The sequence below is a fragment of the Paraniabella aurantiaca genome (assembly GCF_050309965.1).
In the GTDB taxonomy this organism is placed as follows: Bacteria; Bacteroidota; Bacteroidia; order Chitinophagales; family Chitinophagaceae; genus Niabella.
The window spans coordinates 34,543-52,551 of sequence record NZ_JBLOSY010000002.1; the positions used below are offsets into that span (position 1 = coordinate 34,543).

12 protein-coding genes are annotated in these 18,009 nt (G+C 44.0%); 11 read left to right on the forward strand and 1 reads right to left on the reverse strand.

The genetic code is table 11. The annotated features are described in order from the left end of the window. Nucleotide 1 precedes the first annotated feature (1 nt). Nucleotides 2-1,435 carry a Gfo/Idh/MocA family oxidoreductase gene (locus tag ACLOAU_RS15045; protein WP_427862717.1) on the forward strand — a complete coding sequence of 478 codons (1,434 nt, stop codon included), beginning with the start codon at nt 2-4 and terminating at the stop codon, nt 1,433-1,435. A gap of 148 nt (nt 1,436-1,583) precedes the next feature. On the opposite strand, the gene ACLOAU_RS15050 is transcribed toward ACLOAU_RS15045, so the two are convergent. Further along, nucleotides 1,584-2,459, reverse strand: a complete 876-nt coding sequence (locus ACLOAU_RS15050; RefSeq protein ID WP_427862718.1) for a helix-turn-helix domain-containing protein — start codon at nt 2,457-2,459, stop codon at nt 1,584-1,586. Nucleotides 2,460-2,708: 249 nt separating this feature from the next. Here ACLOAU_RS15050 and ACLOAU_RS15055 point away from each other — a divergent pair, with 249 nt between their 5' ends. From ACLOAU_RS15055 to ACLOAU_RS15100, 10 genes are all read left to right on the forward strand, one after another. Next, nucleotides 2,709-5,903, forward strand: coding sequence for a SusC/RagA family TonB-linked outer membrane protein (locus ACLOAU_RS15055; RefSeq protein WP_427862719.1), 3,195 nt, complete (start codon nt 2,709-2,711; stop codon nt 5,901-5,903). Nucleotides 5,904-5,926: 23 nt separating this feature from the next. After that, a complete protein-coding gene (locus ACLOAU_RS15060; RefSeq protein ID WP_427862720.1) occupies nt 5,927-7,822 on the forward strand; it encodes a RagB/SusD family nutrient uptake outer membrane protein in 1,896 nt (631 codons plus the stop codon). Between the two features lie 30 nt (nt 7,823-7,852). Further along, nucleotides 7,853-9,046 (forward strand): DUF5000 domain-containing lipoprotein, encoded by a 1,194-nt coding sequence (locus tag ACLOAU_RS15065; protein WP_427862721.1) that lies wholly within the window; start codon nt 7,853-7,855, stop codon nt 9,044-9,046. Between the two features lie 10 nt (nt 9,047-9,056). Further along, a complete protein-coding gene (locus ACLOAU_RS15070; RefSeq protein WP_427862722.1) occupies nt 9,057-10,304 on the forward strand; it encodes a DUF4998 domain-containing protein in 1,248 nt (415 codons plus the stop codon). A gap of 60 nt (nt 10,305-10,364) precedes the next feature. Beyond that, nucleotides 10,365-12,365 (forward strand): retaining alpha-galactosidase, encoded by a 2,001-nt coding sequence (locus ACLOAU_RS15075; RefSeq protein ID WP_427862723.1) that lies wholly within the window; start codon nt 10,365-10,367, stop codon nt 12,363-12,365. 24 nt (nt 12,366-12,389) lie between these two features. Continuing rightward, nucleotides 12,390-13,280 (forward strand): SMP-30/gluconolactonase/LRE family protein, encoded by an 891-nt coding sequence (locus ACLOAU_RS15080; RefSeq protein WP_427862724.1) that lies wholly within the window; start codon nt 12,390-12,392, stop codon nt 13,278-13,280. A gap of 13 nt (nt 13,281-13,293) precedes the next feature. Continuing rightward, a complete protein-coding gene (locus ACLOAU_RS15085) occupies nt 13,294-14,046 on the forward strand; it encodes an SDR family NAD(P)-dependent oxidoreductase (protein ID WP_427862725.1) in 753 nt (250 codons plus the stop codon). 18 nt (nt 14,047-14,064) lie between these two features. Then, nucleotides 14,065-14,817, forward strand: a complete 753-nt coding sequence (locus ACLOAU_RS15090) for an SDR family NAD(P)-dependent oxidoreductase (protein WP_427862726.1) — start codon at nt 14,065-14,067, stop codon at nt 14,815-14,817. A gap of 48 nt (nt 14,818-14,865) precedes the next feature. After that, nucleotides 14,866-16,044 (forward strand): galactonate dehydratase, encoded by a 1,179-nt coding sequence (gene dgoD, locus ACLOAU_RS15095; RefSeq protein ID WP_427862727.1) that lies wholly within the window; start codon nt 14,866-14,868, stop codon nt 16,042-16,044. A gap of 233 nt (nt 16,045-16,277) precedes the next feature. Next, entirely contained in the window at nt 16,278-17,975 is a 1,698-nt protein-coding gene (locus tag ACLOAU_RS15100; RefSeq protein ID WP_427862728.1) for a hypothetical protein, read from the forward strand. Nucleotides 17,976-18,009: the final 34 nt, after the last annotated feature.

Here is an 18,009-nt window from a genome sequence, read left to right on the forward strand (position 1 = left end):
AATGGATTCAATAAAAAACAACAATAGCCGGCGCGATTTTATAAGAAAAATATCTTTGAGCGCAACAGGTTTAATTCTTTTGCCATCATTCCTGAAGGCATCAAAAGGATTAGTAGCAGCGGCTAATGAAAAAGTAAATCTCGCCTGCATAGGGATTGGCAACAGGGCCAGCGAAATTATTGCTGAGTTCAATAAGACAGGGCTGGCCAATATCGTTGCATTATGTGATGTGGATATGGGCGCCCCGCAAACTACCAGGATTATGAACATGTTTCCGGCCGCGAAAAGATTCCAGGATTTCAGGAAAATGTTCGATCAAATGGGTAACCAGATCGATGCAGTTTGCATCGGCGTGCCCGATCATTCTCACTTTCCCATTACCATGCACGCCATGATGTTGGGGAAACATGTATATGTTGAAAAGCCTTTGGCGCGTACGTTTCAGGAAAATGAGCTTTTAATGAAAGCTGCCAGGAAATATAATAAGGTGGTAACGCAAATGGGCAACCAGGGACATTCGGAAGCCAACTATTTTCAATTCAAAACATGGGTGGAATCCGGCATTATAAAAGATGTAACCAGGATTACAGCGCACATGAACAGTCCGCGACGCTGGCATACCTGGGACCCGGCTATCAAAAGCTTCCCGGCAATGGAATCTACTCCAGCCACATTAGATTGGGATTTGTGGCATAGCGCTGTTCGTAAACAACATCACTATAACAAAGATTTTATCAACGGACAATGGAGATGCTGGTACGACTTTGGTATGGGCGCATTAGGCGACTGGGGTGCTCATATACTGGATACCGCGCACCAGTTCCTCGACCTGGGACTGCCGGAAGAAGTCAATTCATTAAGGACAACGGGCCACAATAGCTTTTTCTTTCCCATGTCGAGCACCATTGAGTTTAAGTTTCCTAAAAGAGGCGGGAAGCCTCCCGTTACTATTACCTGGTACGATGGTGTAGATAATCTTCCTCCCATACCGGAGGGTTATGGGGTATCGGGGCTTGATCCCAATATTCCACCGCCAAGTACCGGCACATTGGAGCCTGTTAAATTAAACCCGGGTAAGATTATTTATTCAAAAGACCTGGTATTTAAAGGAGCATCACATGGCAGTACATTGTCGATCATTCCGGAGCAGAAAGCAAAAGACATGCAATCACAGCTACCGCAAGTACCTCAATCAACTTCCAATCATTACAAGAACTTTTTACTGGCCTGCAAGGGATTGGAAGAAACCCGCTCTCCATTTGAAATAGCGGGCACGCTTAGCCAGGTTTTTTCACTGGGTGTATTGGCGCAGCAAACTAACGGGCAGCTGAGGTTTGACAGGAATAAAAAGAAAATTACCAATCACAGCATTGCCAATTACCTGCTTGAGGGGCCTCCTCCGCGAAAGGGTTGGGAGCAATACTACAAGGTTTAAGCCCTGTTATGGGTAGTAGTGTTTAAAAGTACTTTATTGGGAACCACAGCGTCTTTGATCATCAAAGACGCTGCTTTTTTTTGTGGCAGGCCTGAAAGGTTTTAAGTCCATATATAACTCATCTTATTACAGGAACTACAGGCTGCCATCACTCAATCTTATTACTTAAAAAACGCTTGCGGTATTCTTTAGGGATTAATCCATGGATCTTCCGGAAATGACGATAGAAGTTGGACAGGTTATCAAACCCGCTTTTATACCCTATTTCAGAAATGGAAAATTGATTTTCTGTGATCAGCTTGCAGGCGTGGGCTATCCTTACTTCCGTCACATAATCTGTAAAAGTTTTTCGTGTATGTGTTTTAAAATACCTGGAGAAGGCGGGAACGCTCATATTCAGTTGCTGGGCAATAGTGTCTACATATATTTTTTGCTTAAAATTTTTTAAAATAAATTCTATGGCCTGTGTGACCTTTTGCGTTTTATCATTACTTCTGGCTGAAAAGTCAAAAGTAAGAAGCTGTTCCAGTTCCTTACTTTCAGAAAGAACAATAAGAATTTCCAGCAGGCTGACCAGGCGCTGAGGGGGCGTTTCATCCCGCATAGCATAGAGCTTATTGATAATTTGGTCTTTAGTGGCACCCTGTATCTCCAAAACATAGCAACAGCGCTGCAACAGTGTTTTTACCTGCTTCATTTCGGGTATCAGCAAAAAATCCCTTCCCAGGAAATCTTCCGTAAAATGAATGAAAATAGACTGTGCTGAAGGTATATTTTTTTGATGGTAGAATATATCATCGTTCCTGTAAAAGTGAGGCACCTGTGGCCCTATCAGGCAGAGATCCCCATCCTCAAAGCGGCTTACATTATCGCCAATAAATCTTGTCCCGGTACTCTTATCTATTAATACAAGCTCAAACTCTTTGTGAAAATGCCACTGCATGGGGAAATAGTCCATAATGAGCTCTTTATAGATAAAGCTGGCATCTGGGTTAACAGGTAATTTATGGAGTTGGGGTTTCAAATCGATGAATTTTATCAGGAAAACCGGTGCGCCGTGTAAAAATATTTGTTTTGTATATCAAGCAGTGAATATATTGCCGTTTTTTGTTAATAAAGTATACAATTTATGCAAAATAGTGAAGGAAACAGGTATTTTAAAAAGATATTTTTGTTTTCCAATAACGATACTTGTTCCTTAATTGTTAAAGCGATTTTTTGTCATCAGTAATACAATCCAGTGAATTGTATTAATAACCAAGAGTAAATTTTTATGAAGAAAAGACGTCTGCAGTCCGGCTCCGGTAGGGCTCTTTTATCAATGTGCCTCGGACGGACAAAACTATTCCTGTTGTTCATAATGGCGCTTAGCATTGATTCATTATACGCACACGAACCGGCCCCGGGAATTACCCATGTTTGGGTACAGCTACAGGTATCGGGTAAAGTAATGAGCGATGAAGGTAATGATCTTGCCGGTGTGAATATTGTGGAAAAGGGTACCAGCAATGGTATGGTTACCGACAGTAGCGGTGCGTTTACAATCACCGTAAAGGACGAAAAAGCAGTGCTCGTATTTTCGGCTGTGGGTTTTGTTACACAGGAAGTAGTCGTAAAAGATAATAGCGCCAAGTCCATTGTTTTGGTACGAGAACAGAGCAATATGGATGAGGTTGTGATCGTGGGTTTTGGTAAACAGAAGCGAAGTGATATGGTGGGTTCTGTAACCTCTATCAATGCGGAAGAGTTCAAGAAAAATCCATCGAGTAATCTTACTACCGCGCTTGCAGGAAGAGTAGCCGGTATTATCGCCTACCAACGGAGTGGTGAGCCTGGCCAGGATAATGCAGATTTCTTTATCAGGGGTGTTACCACATTTGGCTACAAGGTAGATCCGTTGATCCTTATAGATAATATGGAAGTAACCACAACGCAGCTGGCGCGTTTAACGCCTGATGATATCGCCAGCTTTAGTATCATGAAGGATGCCACTGCTACCGCAGTATATGGCGCCAGGGGAGCGAATGGCGTTATATTGGTTACTACGAAACAAGGTAGGGAGGGAAAAGCGGTTTTGTCGTTGCGGGCAGAGAATTCTATATCCACACCTACAAAAAATGTGGAGCTTGCCGACCCGGTAACTTTTATGAAGCAATACAATGAAGCTGTATACACCCGTACGCCTCTGGGTCAATTGAATCCTAACACGGTTTTATACTCTGATGAGAAAATAATGAATACTGAATTGGGTACGAACCCTTATGTGTACCCGGCTAATGACTGGCGTAAGATGATGTTTAAAGATTATGCCATGAACCAGCGTATGAACATGAATATAAGCGGTGGTGGTGGTGTAGCGCAGTATTTCGTCTCTGGTACCTTTAATAAAGATAACGGTGTTTTAAAAGCTGATCAGCGCAATAATTTTAATAATAATATAGATCTGAAAAGTTATTCGCTTCGTTCCAATGTTAATATTAAAGTAAACAAAACAACCGGGCTGGTGGTACGCCTGAGCGGTAATTTCGATGATTATACCGGGCCTATTTACGGAGGCGCGGCCATGTATGAAAGGGTAGTGAGATCAAACCCCGTTTTATTCCCGGCTTATTTTCCGCAGGATGAGCAAACCCAGTTTGTTCAGCATATTATGTATGGGAATTTTGGAAATGGTGATTACAGGAATCCCTACGCTGACATGACCCGGGGCTTCAGAGACTACTCAACCTCTACTATGGCGGCGCAGCTCGAACTGAAGCATGACTTTTCCTATCTCACGGAGGGACTTTCGTTCGAAGCAATGATGAACACGAACCGCTATGCCTATTTTGATATGCTGCGATCTTATAATCCTTTTTATTACACGCTAAACGGCTATGATAAGTTTACCGATACTTATGGAATCAGTAACCTGAATCCCGCTACAGCTACCGAATACCTGAGTTATGAGCCCGGCGATAAAACAGTGAATTCTACCTTCTACATGCAGTCTATGTTAAACTATAAACGCACGTTTAATGAAAAGCATGGTCTAAGTGGTTTGTTGGTATTTATGATGCGCGAGTACCTTAACGCCAACGCCGCTGATCTGCAGTTATCCTTACCGTTCAGGAACCTGGGTGTATCGGGCCGCGGTACTTATTCTTACGATAATAAGTATTTCCTGGAATTTAACTTTGGTTATAATGGTTCCGAGAGATTTCATAAATCGAAAAGGTTTGGCTTCTTCCCGTCGGCGGGTATGGCCTGGACTGTTTCCAATGAGAAGTTCTTTGAACCCTTAAAGGATGTTATATCCAGCCTTCGTTTAAGGGCAACCTATGGTTATGTAGGTAACGATGCTATTGGCTCACCCCAGGACCGTTTCTTTTTTCTTTCCAACGTTAATATGAATGATGCTACCCGCAGGGCCGTTTTTGGAAGAGATCAAACCTGGTCCGCAAACGGCATTTCGTTGAGTCGTTATGCTAATGAAGATATTACCTGGGAAACAGCAGCAAAGCAAAACTATGCTATAGAGCTGGGCTTGTTCAATAAAATCAATATCCAGGCTGATTTCTTTTATGAGTACCGGAACAATATTCTGATGACCAGAAGTTATGTGCCCGTTACAATGGGACTTGCAGCACCTATACGTGCCAATGTTGGAGAAGCATCCAGCCAGGGGGTAGATTTATCGCTGGATTATAAGCATAACTGGAGCGGTGGCTGGTGGTTAACCGCAAGAGGCAACTTTACCTATGCCACCAATAAATATCGCAAGTTCGAGGAGCCTCAATACACGGAGCCGTACCGGTATAAAGTGGGTAACTCTATCAACCAATGGTATGGCTATATTGCAGAGAAACTCTTTGTAGACGACTATGAAGCGTATAACTCGCCGGCTCAGCCTTTCGGTGAGTATCGTGGTGGTGATATAAAATACCTCGATGTAAACAGGGATGGAAGAATATCCGAAGCTGATATAGTTCCTGTCGGCAACCCGGTTGTGCCGGAAATCGTTTACGGTTTTGGTTTCTCTTTAGGTTATAAAAGTTTTGATTGCTCGGCTTTCTTCCAGGGCTTAACCAATGAGTCATTCTGGATAGATGTTAACAAAACCTATCCATTTGTAGATCAGACGCAGCTGCTGGGCGCTTATGCCAATAGTCACTGGTCGGAGGATAACCAGGATGTATATGCACTTTGGCCAAGGCTAAGCACCACCATCATCAACAATAATACGCAAACCAGCACCTGGTTTATGCGCGATGGTACTTTTCTACGGTTAAAGCAGGCAGAGCTGGGCTACACATTACCCACCAAACTGCAAAGCAAGATCAAAACTACCAACTTCCGCATATTTGTTAACGGCAGCAATTTGCTCACTTTCAGCAAGTTTAAACTCTGGGATGTAGAAATGGCGGGTAACGGCCTGGGGTACCCGGTACAACGTGTATTCAATATCGGACTTAATGTGAATTTTTAGAAGCATCAATAAAGGAAATTGTTATGACAAATAAAAGATGTATCAATACTATTTTCAGACTAGCTGTATTGCTAATCCTGATTTCGGGATGTAAAAAATACCTGGATGTAGTGCCGGACAATATCGCTACCCTGGATAATGCTTTTACTGTAAGAACACAGGCGCAGAAGTTTCTGGCAACCTGCTATTCTTATATGCCTCGCAACGGCGATTTCGGGTCTGATCCTGCCATGCAGGGCGGCGATGAAATATGGCGTATTATTACCAATGGAGGGAATATGTTCAATATTGCCCGGGGACTCATGAATTCAACTAATCCTTACGGAGACAACTGGCAATCGCTGTACCGGGCATTAAGAGACTGTAATATTTTTTTGGAGAACATTGACAAAGTGCCTGATATGGAAGCCCCGGAGAAAGCACGCTGGGCAAGCGAAGTGAAATTTTTAAAAGCTTACTATCATTTTATACTGGTGCGAATGTATGGGCCCATACCGCTGGTAAAACAAAATCTGCCTATTTCGGCTACACCGGAGGAAGTAAAAGTGATGAGAGATCCGGTAGATTCCTGCTTTAATTACATCACCCAACTGATTGATGAGTCCGTGGAATTTCTGCCCATGGCCATTACCGATCCAATGAATGAGCTGGGAAGGGTGACGGTTCCTATTGCACTTTCCATTAAAGCTAAAGTGCTGGTTACAGCTGCCAGCCCTTTATTTAATGGTAACCAGGACCAGGTAGATCTGAAAAATCCGAATGGAACAGCTTTGTTTAATACTGTCTACCAGGCTTCCAAATGGGAGCGGGCATTAGAGGCCTGTAAAGAAGCTGTAGATGTATGCGAGGGAGCCGGGTATAAACTTTACATGTTTGCTCCAACGGTTGGTGTAAATAATCTTTCGGATACCATTTCAACACAAATGAGTATCAGGAATTCGTTGTGCGAAAAATGGAACAGCGAAATTTTATGGGCCAATACACAAACTAATTCGAGTGGTGTACAGGTATTGGCAACTACATTTGTTGACCCGTTGTTTTTAGATAACTGGCCATTGAGAGGGGAGCTGTCGCCACCCATGAAAATTGCAGAACAATTTTATAGTGCCAATGGTGTACCTATTGAAGAAGATAAATTCTGGGACTATAGTTCAAGGTATGCTTTAAGAGAAGCCACAGAACAGGATCAGCTTTATGTAAGAAGAAATTACTTAACGGCCCGCCTTCATTTTGACAGGGAGCCACGTTTCTATGCCGACCTGGGTTTCGATGGCGGGGTTTGGTATGGCCAGGGTAAATATGATGACTCTAAGCCTGCTGAGTTGTTTTATCTTGAAGCGATGGGCAGCCAGCGTAATGGTAGTAACCTGGCAGACAGGGGAACCATCACCGGATATTTCATCAAAAAATATGTACACTTTCAAAATGTGATTGGTGCCGGCACTGCTTATTCCGTTACTAATTATCCCTGGCCCATTGTGCGGCTGGCTGATGTATACCTCCTGTATGCCGAAGCCTCAAATGAGGTAAACGGTCCGGGTGAAACGGCCTTCCGTTACATAGATCTTGTAAGAGAAAGAGCCGGGTTGAATGGTGTAGTAACGTCCTGGGCAACTTATTCCAATCAGCCGGGTAAACCACAGACAAAAGAAGGTTTGAGAAGCATTATTAAACAGGAACGATTGATTGAACTGGCTTTTGAAGGACAAAGGTTCTGGGATCTGAGGCGGTGGAAAGATGCTGCGTCTCTTCTTAATCAACCCATTGTTGGCTGGGACCTGAAGCAGAAAGTGCCTTCAGCTTATTATCGTCCTAAAGTGATCTTTGATCAGCGCTTTGGCACCAGGGATTATTTCTGGCCCATAAAAGATGAATATATATTAGTGAACAGGAATCTGGTGCAGAACACCGGCTGGTAAACAAATCTGTGAATCGTATAACTAGGTAATATGAAAAGTAGAAATGATATATTAATAACCTTATTGACAATGTCTGTTGTGCTGATCGCTTCCTGTGCTAAAACAGATCGCCTGGATCACCTGGACATGTCTAAGCCGGCACCTGCAAAGGTATTTGATGTAGTAGTGCAGCCTACACCGGGTGGTGGCATTATAAAGTATAAACTACCGGATGATGCGAATCTGTCTTACGTAAAAGCTGTATATGAAGTGAGGCCGGGTATTGTGCAGGAAGCAAAAGCTTCCAGGTATTATGATACCATTCGGGTAGAAGGTTTTGGGCAGATGCTGGATCATAGCGTAAAGCTGATCAGCGTTGGGCGCAACGAAAAAGAATCAGATCCCTTAGTGGTCAGCGTAAGACCGCTAACGCCCCCGGTATTGTCGGTTTTTGCTACCATAGATCTATCAGCAACATTTGGCGGTGTAAAAGTGGCCTTTGAAAATCCCAGCAGGGAAAACCTGGCAATTGTTGTAATGTCCGATTCAACCGGTAAAGACACCTGGGCGCCGGTTACTACTTTCTTCACCAGTAGCCCTAAAGCTGCTTTTTCGGCAAGAGGCATGGCTAATAAGGAAAAAAGGATCGGTCTTTTTATCAGGGACAGGTGGGGCAACCGGTCAGATACATTGATTAAAAATATAACGCCTTTACCGGAAACGTTTATATCAAAAACCAATTTCAAGCTGGTAAAGCTTCCCTCGGATACCTGGCAGAATACCTTTAACTATAACATTGAAAAAATATGGGATGGTATTACCAATAACTCCGAAAACGTATGGATCGTTTCGGCTACTTATGCAGTGCCCCAATGGTTTACGCTGGACATGGGTCTTACTGCTACGTTCAGCAGGATGAAGGTATACCAGCGCAGGGCTTACCCTTACATCGCGCCCATGATCAAATCTTTTGAAATTTATGGAAGCAACAATCCCGACCCTGATGGCGGATGGAATAACTGGAGACTGATGGGCTCGTTCACATCAGTTAAACCTTCGGGCCTGCCATTTGGTTCTACCACTGCAGAAGATGTAGAGTATGCGGTGGTAAATGGAGAAGATTTTGACTTTGAGCCGGTGAATACGTTTCCGGTACGGTATATACGTTTCAAGACATTAGAGACCTGGGCGCCCGGTGGCGGGGTACAAACTTCCGAAATTTCATTCTGGGGTGAAGTAAATTAAACTGTTTAACATGAATATGAGAATATTATTAACAGCATTGACGGGCTTATTCTTCTTTTTAATGGGTTGTACAAAGATGGATAGCACCTACGAACAATATTTAGAAAAGGGAGGTATCATTTATCCCGGCCGGCCGGCAAAAGTAATATTGAACGGTGGGGATAACCGCATAAGGATCAGTTGGCCTAAAGGGCCGGATCCCAGTATTGTAAAAGCAAAAATAAGCTGGAACGTAGGCGCTGATTCAATAGAAGTTCCCGTAAGCGCGGGTGCTGATACCATTCGCTGCATGATCAATAACCTCCCTGAAAACAGCTATTCATTTACTATCGTAACTTACGATAAAGACGGTCACAATTCGGTACCGCTGGAAGTGTTTGGTACTACTTATGGCTCAAGATACCGGTCGAGATTATTAGACAGACCGGTATTGGCAGCCCAGCAAAAAAGCAGCGGAGAAGTATTCCTGGCCTGGGGTATTGCAGATGATAATCTTGGTGCGTTGGGTACCGAAATAAAATATGTAAACCTGAAAGGCGATACTGTTTACCGCTTTGAAAAAAAGAATATAGATACGACCTTCTTCCAGGATTATAAATCGGGTACGAATTACTTTTACAGAACCCTGTTCCTGCCCGATTCCAATGCGTTGGACACTTTTCGTACCACATTTACAAAAAAAGAAGTGGTGCCTTACGTACCGCCTGCCAAAATCGATCTCACCGGCAGATACTTCAAAAACTACGCAGCACCTTTCGTAGCTGAATTATATGATGGCGCCCGTTTCGGAACTTTAAAAGACTGGACTATCAACAGCGCTGTATTAAACCAGGGAGCTGCGGGTAATAAGATCTACGGCGGCTACGACAATATTAACGGCGGACGTGCCCTTGGTGTGCAAAAATGGGGTGATACAGATCCCGCGATCAACAATGGTAAAATTTATCAAACGTTTACATTGCCGGCTGGTGAATATGATGTTATATGGACCACCGATGGAACTTCTTCTGCTGTAAACCGTGGTACGCAGGAGCGGTATGTGGTGGCGGCTCTGGGCAGCACATTACCTGACGTATCCAATCTTTCTTCGGCACTTTCCAGCGTAAGCTTTGTTACCGGTGTAGACAGGTTTAATGTGAAAACAACTTTTACCCTGCAGCAAAGCACAAAGGTATCTATTGGTATACTTATCAACTTTACCAGCGGCCAGCAGGCCTTCAGAGCGGGAGGCATCAAGCTGATGGGACCAGATTTGTAAACAAAAATTATTAAAGATCTATTGGGGATAATTAAGAATCGGACTAAAATGATAAGAACAATGAAAAAGCTGGGTTGGGTGTTACCGGGAATACTGATCATGGTAACGGTTGCTAATGGTCAGCGGCAGATCAACATAGAATCTCCCGATGGGAAATTGAAACTGCTACTTGCGGTAGGGAAACAAATATCTTATTCCATACATCATGCAGGAGATCCGTTGATCGATAATGGCCGGCTTTCGATGACGCTCGTCGGAGGAGAAGTATGGGGGGTAAACCCGATTGTAAAGAAGATAAGCAAAAGCGAAAGAAACGACACTATTCCTTATCATTTCGGTACTTCGGATAAGTTACAGAACCATTATAAAGAGGTAGCTATTGATTTCAAAGGCAACTGGGGTTTGGTTTTCAGGTTGTATAATGAGGGAGCCGCCTACAGGTTTGTTAACAGGCGGGAGGCCGGATTCAATGTCACGGGCGAGGAAGTGGGGCTGAACTTTCTGGGTGATTTTCAAACATTCACCAATTATACTTCAGGCTCCAAGGATAAGCCTGCTCCTAAAGATAAACAGCTGGAAACCGCCTTTGAAAATTTTTATGAGGTGATACCTCTTTCTAAAATCGATAGCCGTAGGCTGATCGTTCTTCCCCTGGTGATAGATGCAGGTAAAGGAAAGAAAGTGACTATTACCGAGTCTGATCTCGAATCTTATCCCGGTTTGTATTTAAACCGTGAAGAAGGCAGTAGCATGCTCACTTCCTATTTTGCAGCTTACCCCGATGTTAAACACCAGGGAGGAGGAAGGAATATCCAGATGCTGGTAGATAAGCGGTTTGACTATATAGCAAAAGTGACAGGCAGGAGAAATTTTCCGTGGAGAGTTTTTGTTGTCACTACAAGGGACCAGGATATGCTGGCTTCTGAATTGGTATATAAGCTTGCCGAACCGTCGAGGATCAAAGATCTTTCCTGGATTGAACCGGGCCTGGCCATGTGGGACTGGTGGCACGACCGGAATATGACGCACGTGAATTTTAAGACAGGCGTTAATACGGAAACCTATAAATACTATATCGACTTTGCTGCAGCAAATAACATGAAGTACGTGGTAGTGGATGAAGGATGGTCTGACCGGAAGAAAGTAGATCTTTTTGCTGTGGTGCCCGGGATGAATATTAAAGAGATCGTTGAGTATGGACGAACCAAAAATATTGGCATTCTTTTGTGGGCGGGTTATTGGCCTTTGGACAGGGATATGGAAGCTGCCTTCAAACATTATAGCGAAATAGGTGTAAAAGGATTTAAGGTAGACTATCTGAACCGCGATGACCAGGAGATGGTAGACTTTGTTTATCGTTCCTCCGCTACAGCTGCTAAATATAAGATGATCCTGGATTTTCATGGAATTTATAAGCCAACCGGTATACAACGCACTTTTCCTAATGTATTAAATTTCGAAGGGGTGATGGGCCTGGAAACTTCAAAATTCTCTGCAACCACTGAAATGGTCGATAATGATGTTACGATTCCATTTATCAGGATGCTTGCGGGTCCCATGGATTATACCCCCGGGGCTATGCGCAATGCCGCCAAAGGTAATTTCAGGGTCATCGGCAGCCAGCCTATGAGTCATGGTACCCGTTGCAGGCAATTAGCCATGTACGTGGTATATAAGGCACCGCTGCAAATGATCAGCGATAATCCTTCTGAATATAGTAAAGAACCTCAGAGCTTTGATTTTATTAAAACCGTTCCGGTAAGCTGGGATGTAACCATAACAATAAATGGCAAGCTGAGAGAACACCTGGCGCTGGCCCGGAGAAAAGGCCAGGACTGGTGGGTAGCGGGTATGACCAACTGGAATGAGCGGGACATGGAAATCGATCTTTCTTTTTTGCCAACCGGTAGTTATGAAATGGTATTGTTTACGGATGGCATCAATGCAGATAGAAACGGTAATGATTATAACCGGGAAATCAGGAATATAAAAAATGGAGAGAAGCTAAAAATAAAACTGATGCCTGGTGGTGGGTTTGCCATGAAACTCAGGAAGATCTAAAAGTAACCAACGATCTAAGTAGCAATGACGATTCAAAAAGTAATTGACCTCAATTGTAAGCTCGGTGAATCTCCCGTTTGGGATGCCGAAAGATCCGCTATTTGCTGGGTAGACATAACAGGGCAGGCTATACATGAATTCAATACTGCATCAGGAAGGCAGCATACCTTTTTAATGGAGCAGGCTGTGGGCTGTATAGCGCTGTGCGATAATGGTGATTTCCTGGCGGCATTGAAAGATGAGGTGGTAAGGATAGACCGGTTGACAGGGGCGGTACAGTCTGTAATAGCAGGCCCTGAGCGCCGCCTGGTAACCAATCGCTCTAACGATGGTAAATGTGACGCGAAGGGAAGATTTTGGTTTGGAACCAAATCGCTGTCAGATGAGCCACGGGCCGGCAATGTATACTGCGTGGCAGATGGTGTATGTTCTTTACAAATTCAGGATGTTACCATCTCCAACGGTATAGCCTGGAGTGATGACTACAGGACGATGTACTATATAGATACGCCGACCTTCGGGGTGGTAGCTTATGACTATGATTTGAATAACGGCAGTATCAGCAATAAACGAACGGTAATTGAAATAGCTGAGGAGGAGGGTTTTCCCGATGGAATGACCATTGATACAGAAGGCATGTTATGGATTGCACACTGGGGTGGTTTCCAGGTGGCGCGCTGGGATCCATCAACGGGGACCAAATTATCTTCTATTCAACTTCCGGTTGCTAATGTAACCTCCTGTGTATTCGGGGGGGCGGCCCATGAAGATCTTTATATAACAACAGCCCGGACCGAAATGAGTTCCGGCAACGATTCGATAAGGAGTGACGAAGGCTGTCTTTTTGTGGCCGTGAATAGTGGCTTTAAAGGATTGCCTGCAAACAGGTTTAGTATAAAAAACACTGAAAAATAATAAAAACGGAATCATGAGAAGATTTGAAAATCAGGTGGCAATAGTGACGGGCGGCGCAGAAGGTATAGGAAAAGCAGTAGGATTAAGATTGGCCAACGAAGGGTGCAAGATTGCGCTTTTAGATCTTAATGAAGATCTTTTAAACGAAACGGTAAAAGAGTTTACCAACCTTAATTATATAGTAAAAGGTATTTCGATCGACATTAGTAAAGAACAGGCTGTAAGAGATGCCGTCAACGAAGTGGAGCAGTTCTTCGGTAAAATTGATATAATGGTTAACTGCGCGGGAATAGTAGGACCCAGCAATACCAGGATAACCGCTTATGAGCTGAGTGACTATGATAAAGTATATGATGTCAATCTCAAAGGCTCTTTTCTGATGACGAAATACAGTATTTTGGCTATGGAAAAGAATAACTATGGGAGGATTCTTTTGATGTCGTCCATTGGGGGCAAAGAAGGAAATCCGTTTATGTGCGGGTATGCTTCCTCCAAGTCGGGTGTGATGGGACTGGTAAAGGGAGTAGGTAAGGAGTATGCTAAAACAGGTATCACTATAAATGGACTGGCGCCGGGTGTGATCAAAACTGCTATGAATGCCAATACAGCTGCAGAACAACTGGATTATATGGTAAGCAAGATACCGATGGGCAGGTTGGGGACTGTTGAAGAGGTTGCTGCCATGGCGGCCTGGGTTGTATCAACAGAGTCTAGTTTCAATACAGGCTTTATCTTTGACCTATCGGGTGGACGTGCCACTTATTGATCAGGAAACTAAACAGGAATGAGAAAAAAAGTAGTCGTATTAGGAGGAAGTTCAGGAATTGGTAAGGCAGCTGCACAACGTTTTGCAAAAGAAGGATGGATCGTACTGGTAGCAGCCCCGGATTTCGATAATGCACAAAATGTGGCAGCGGGTTTAACTGGTGAAGATCACAGGGCTTTACAGTTGGATGTTACAAAGCCTGCCGACCTGGAACAATTACAAACACATATTAAAAAAGAATTTTTCCCCTTGGATGCCCTCGTTAACTCGATAGGTATTTCAAAATCAGTTGATGTAGTTCAGTCTGATTTTGATGAATGGGATAGCCTGTTACAGGTGATGATGTATGGAGTTATTAAAGCAACAAGGTTGCTGATTCCCTTCCTGTCGAATGGAGGACGTATCGTAAACGTTACTTCCATACACTGGAACCGCGTGGCAAAAGGTAGTTCTTCCTATGGAATGGCGAAAGCGGCTATTACTCAATTCACCCGCTCGTTAGCAGTAGAGCTGGCTCCCCAAAATATATTGGTAAATGCTGTGGCACCGGGCTTTGTAAATACAGGCATGTCTGTAAAGGAAGACGGGCGAAATGAGCTGGATTCTGAATGGTTCAGGGATAACTATGTTAAGAATGATCATCTTCCATTAAAGCGGGCGGCTGAACCGGAGGAAATAGCTGGTGTAATATGGTTTTTATCAGGCCCGGATGCCAGCTATATTACCGGTTCTGTAATGACGGTAGATGGTGGACTAACTATAACATTTTAAGGCGAACCATATAGGTTGAAGCAGCCTTAATTAAAGCAATAGAAGCAAATGAAAATAACTCGTGTAGAAACGCATGTATGTAATGCACGTATGCGTAACTGGATCTTTGTAAAGGTGATAACCGATCAGCCAGGTCTTTGGGGTTGGGGAGAAGCTACCCTCGAGTGGCATACCCGCTCGGTGGTAGGCGCTATTGAAGATGTATCACAACTGATAGTAGGCGAAGACCCGCGGAGGATCGAACATTTATGGCAGATGATGAACCGGCAGCACTTCTGGCATGGTAATAACGTGGTGCGGGGAACGGCCATCAGTGGTATTGATATTGCGCTCTGGGATATCCTGGGTAAAATTCATAACCTACCCAGCCATGAACTTTTCGGAGGACGGGTGCGGGATTTTATTCGCCTGTATTCACACCTGGGCGGAGGGAAGATGGAAGACTTTTACCAGACCAAACCTGATGATGCCAAAAGGTTTGCAGAGCTGGCGTTGCAATCGGTAGCTGAAGGTTTCTCAGCTTTTAAATCAATGGCCGTACCTGTTACAGATACTTTGGAAGGATTGAAGCCCATTCACTATGCCGAAGCATGTGTAGCTGCTATGCGTGAGGCCGTAGGCGTTGATATAGATATCATGGTAGATTGCCACGCCCGGCCAAGTCCGCGCATGGGTATGCAATTTGCAAAAGCACTGGAGCCTTATGGCTTATACTTCTTCGAAGAACCTTGCTGGCCCGAGCACATGACAGATATAGCCCGCATACAGGAGTCAGTAACAACGCCAATCGCAACAGGAGAAAGGCTTACCTCCATACATGCGTTCAGAGATATGCTTTCACTGCGGGCTGCCAGTGTTATCCAGCCCGATATCGTTCATTGTGGAGGATTGACCGCAGCTTTAAAGATCAGGGCTATGGCCGAAGCCTACGGGGTTTCTATAGCGCCTCACAATCCACAGGGTCCTGTTAGTACTGCTGCCTCGCTCGAATTTGGATTTGCAACTCCTAATTATATTATTTGTGAAACCGTACATAATGATGTGCCCTGGCGGGAAGAAGTGGTACAGGAAGGGTTTTCCATCAATAAATCCAACCGTACAATAATTCCTTCTTCAAAGCCTGGTCTTGGTATCGAGATTAATGAAGATATAATTAAGAAGCATCCGTTTGAACAGGAGCTGCCGCAGCGTGTTTTTTATAAAGATGGGGCCGTGGGAGATTGGTAATGCTGGTTGGTAGCAACAACAACTGCCGGCCTCTGTTAGGTTACCTGAATAGAACATAGATTGATTATAGCCGATAATGGATAGGAGCTGGTGGGCGATTTGTTTGCAATAATTTAGAGTAGTTGTTTGGGCGCGAAAATGAACCCACCTCGTTATGTATTACTTCGTTGTGTAGAATTTTATATATGTACCGATTGCCTTTTTGCCTGTTGTTAATAGTAATTCCATTTAGTTTGATCTGTTACAGTCAGGTTTTAAGTGGTGTAGACGACCTGGGCAGGGTGCTGCCTCAAAATAGTGTAGTGGGCGATCCTGTAAAGAACAGGCAGGTGGGCATGTTCTACTTTTTATGGCAGGGCGATACACGTTCACGCGTTTCCGAACGTTTTTGGGATTTGACTGATATGTATGAAAAGAATCCCGGGATATTCAATGATTTTTATCATAAGGGCTGGGGGGGAGGTGCCGGAATACCAGGCAGGTACTATTTCTGGGGCGAATCTATTTATGGGTATTACCGCGGGGATGACTATTGGGTACATTTAAAGAATATACAGTTGCTAACCGATGCCGGTGTAGATTTTTTGGTTATCGATGCAACCAACCGGTTGATTTACGAAGAACAGTCGGATATATTGTTTAAAGCAATGGAGGCCGTTCGCAAACAGCATAAGCATCCTCCTAAAGTAGTGTATTATACCAATACGGCTTCGGGCGCTGCTATGCAGGATATCTACAACAAGTATTACAGGCAAGGAGCGCCGTACAGGTACCCCGATTGCTGGTTCTACCTGGATGGGAAGCCCTTGATCATTGGTATATCAAAAGAAGCAACGGGATCTGATTATGCCGGTTTTTTTACAATCAGGGAATCGCAGTGGCCCAACGAAAAGCAAAAAGTCAATGGATGGCCCTGGATTGAATTTCAGCGCCCGCAGCATGTGTATAGCAATCATAGGGGCGAGCGGGAGATAGTGAATGTTTCAGCTGCCCAACATCCCAACCTTGAAGCTTCTATGGGAGGCTCGGCATTCTACGGGAAAGCAGGCAACTGGGGCAGAAGCTTTCATAATAATGCTCCGGGTAATCCGTCTGCTGATATGCATTATGGTTACAATATTCAGGAGCAATGGGATTTTGCGATCCAACAAAATGTACCCTTTGTCTTTGTTACAGAATGGAATGAATGGGTAGCGGGTAAATGGCGCTCCCAGTCAAAAGATACCAGCCAGTCGTTATTCGTTGATCAGGCAAGTCCCGAATATAGCAGAGATATAGAACCATCGCTAACCGCAGGTTTGAGAGATCATTACTACATGCAGCTGGTGGCTAACATCAGGCGTTACAAGGGGGTAAATAATGATCGCATAATAGAAAGGCAGAAAAAAAATGCTGCTGCCATTAACTGGGATGATATACCCGTAGCTTACCAGGACTATATAGGAGATATATTGCACCGGGATCATCCCGGAGCGCCCTCTGAGCCGCGGATCGTATACAAAAATACTTCAGGAAGAAATGACATCAATAGGCTGAAAGTAGTTGCAGGCAAGAACCGGTTGCACTTTTTTGTGAATACTGTAAATAAGCTAACACCTGCCAAAGGAGATAACTGGATGACGCTATGGTTAAATACGGATGCGTCTTACCAATCTGGTTGGCTCGGATATGATTACAGGGTGGTTAAGGGCAATTTGCTACAGCGGTATATAAACAATAACTGGCAATCGCAGGGAAAAATAAAACATCGGGTTGACACCAACTACCTGGTGTTGGAAATTCCTTACCGTTCTCTTGGCTTGCCAGCAGGCAATTTTTCTATTGAAATGAAATGGTCCGATAATATGCAAAATAACGACCCACTGGATTGGTATGTCAATGGAGATGCTGCACCGGGAGGAAGATTTAATTTGCTATTACATATAAAATAAGGATAACCCCATTTTAATAAAAATCAATGATAAA

Excerpts from the sequence above, each read along its gene's own strand:
- ACLOAU_RS15045 (WP_427862717.1), top strand. The coding sequence starts at position 2 with ATGGATTCAATAAAAAACAACAATAGCCGGCGCGATTTTATAAGAAAA.
- ACLOAU_RS15055 (WP_427862719.1), top strand. The coding sequence starts at position 2,709 with ATGAAGAAAAGACGTCTGCAGTCCGGCTCCGGTAGGGCTCTTTTATCA.
- ACLOAU_RS15060 (WP_427862720.1), top strand. The coding sequence starts at position 5,927 with ATGACAAATAAAAGATGTATCAATACTATTTTCAGACTAGCTGTATTG.
- ACLOAU_RS15065 (WP_427862721.1), top strand. The coding sequence starts at position 7,853 with ATGAAAAGTAGAAATGATATATTAATAACCTTATTGACAATGTCTGTT.
- ACLOAU_RS15070 (WP_427862722.1), top strand. The coding sequence starts at position 9,057 with ATGAATATGAGAATATTATTAACAGCATTGACGGGCTTATTCTTCTTT.
- ACLOAU_RS15075 (WP_427862723.1), top strand. The coding sequence starts at position 10,365 with ATGAAAAAGCTGGGTTGGGTGTTACCGGGAATACTGATCATGGTAACG.
- ACLOAU_RS15080 (WP_427862724.1), top strand. The coding sequence starts at position 12,390 with ATGACGATTCAAAAAGTAATTGACCTCAATTGTAAGCTCGGTGAATCT.
- ACLOAU_RS15085 (WP_427862725.1), top strand. The coding sequence starts at position 13,294 with ATGAGAAGATTTGAAAATCAGGTGGCAATAGTGACGGGCGGCGCAGAA.
- ACLOAU_RS15090 (WP_427862726.1), top strand. The coding sequence starts at position 14,065 with ATGAGAAAAAAAGTAGTCGTATTAGGAGGAAGTTCAGGAATTGGTAAG.
- dgoD (WP_427862727.1), top strand. The coding sequence starts at position 14,866 with ATGAAAATAACTCGTGTAGAAACGCATGTATGTAATGCACGTATGCGT.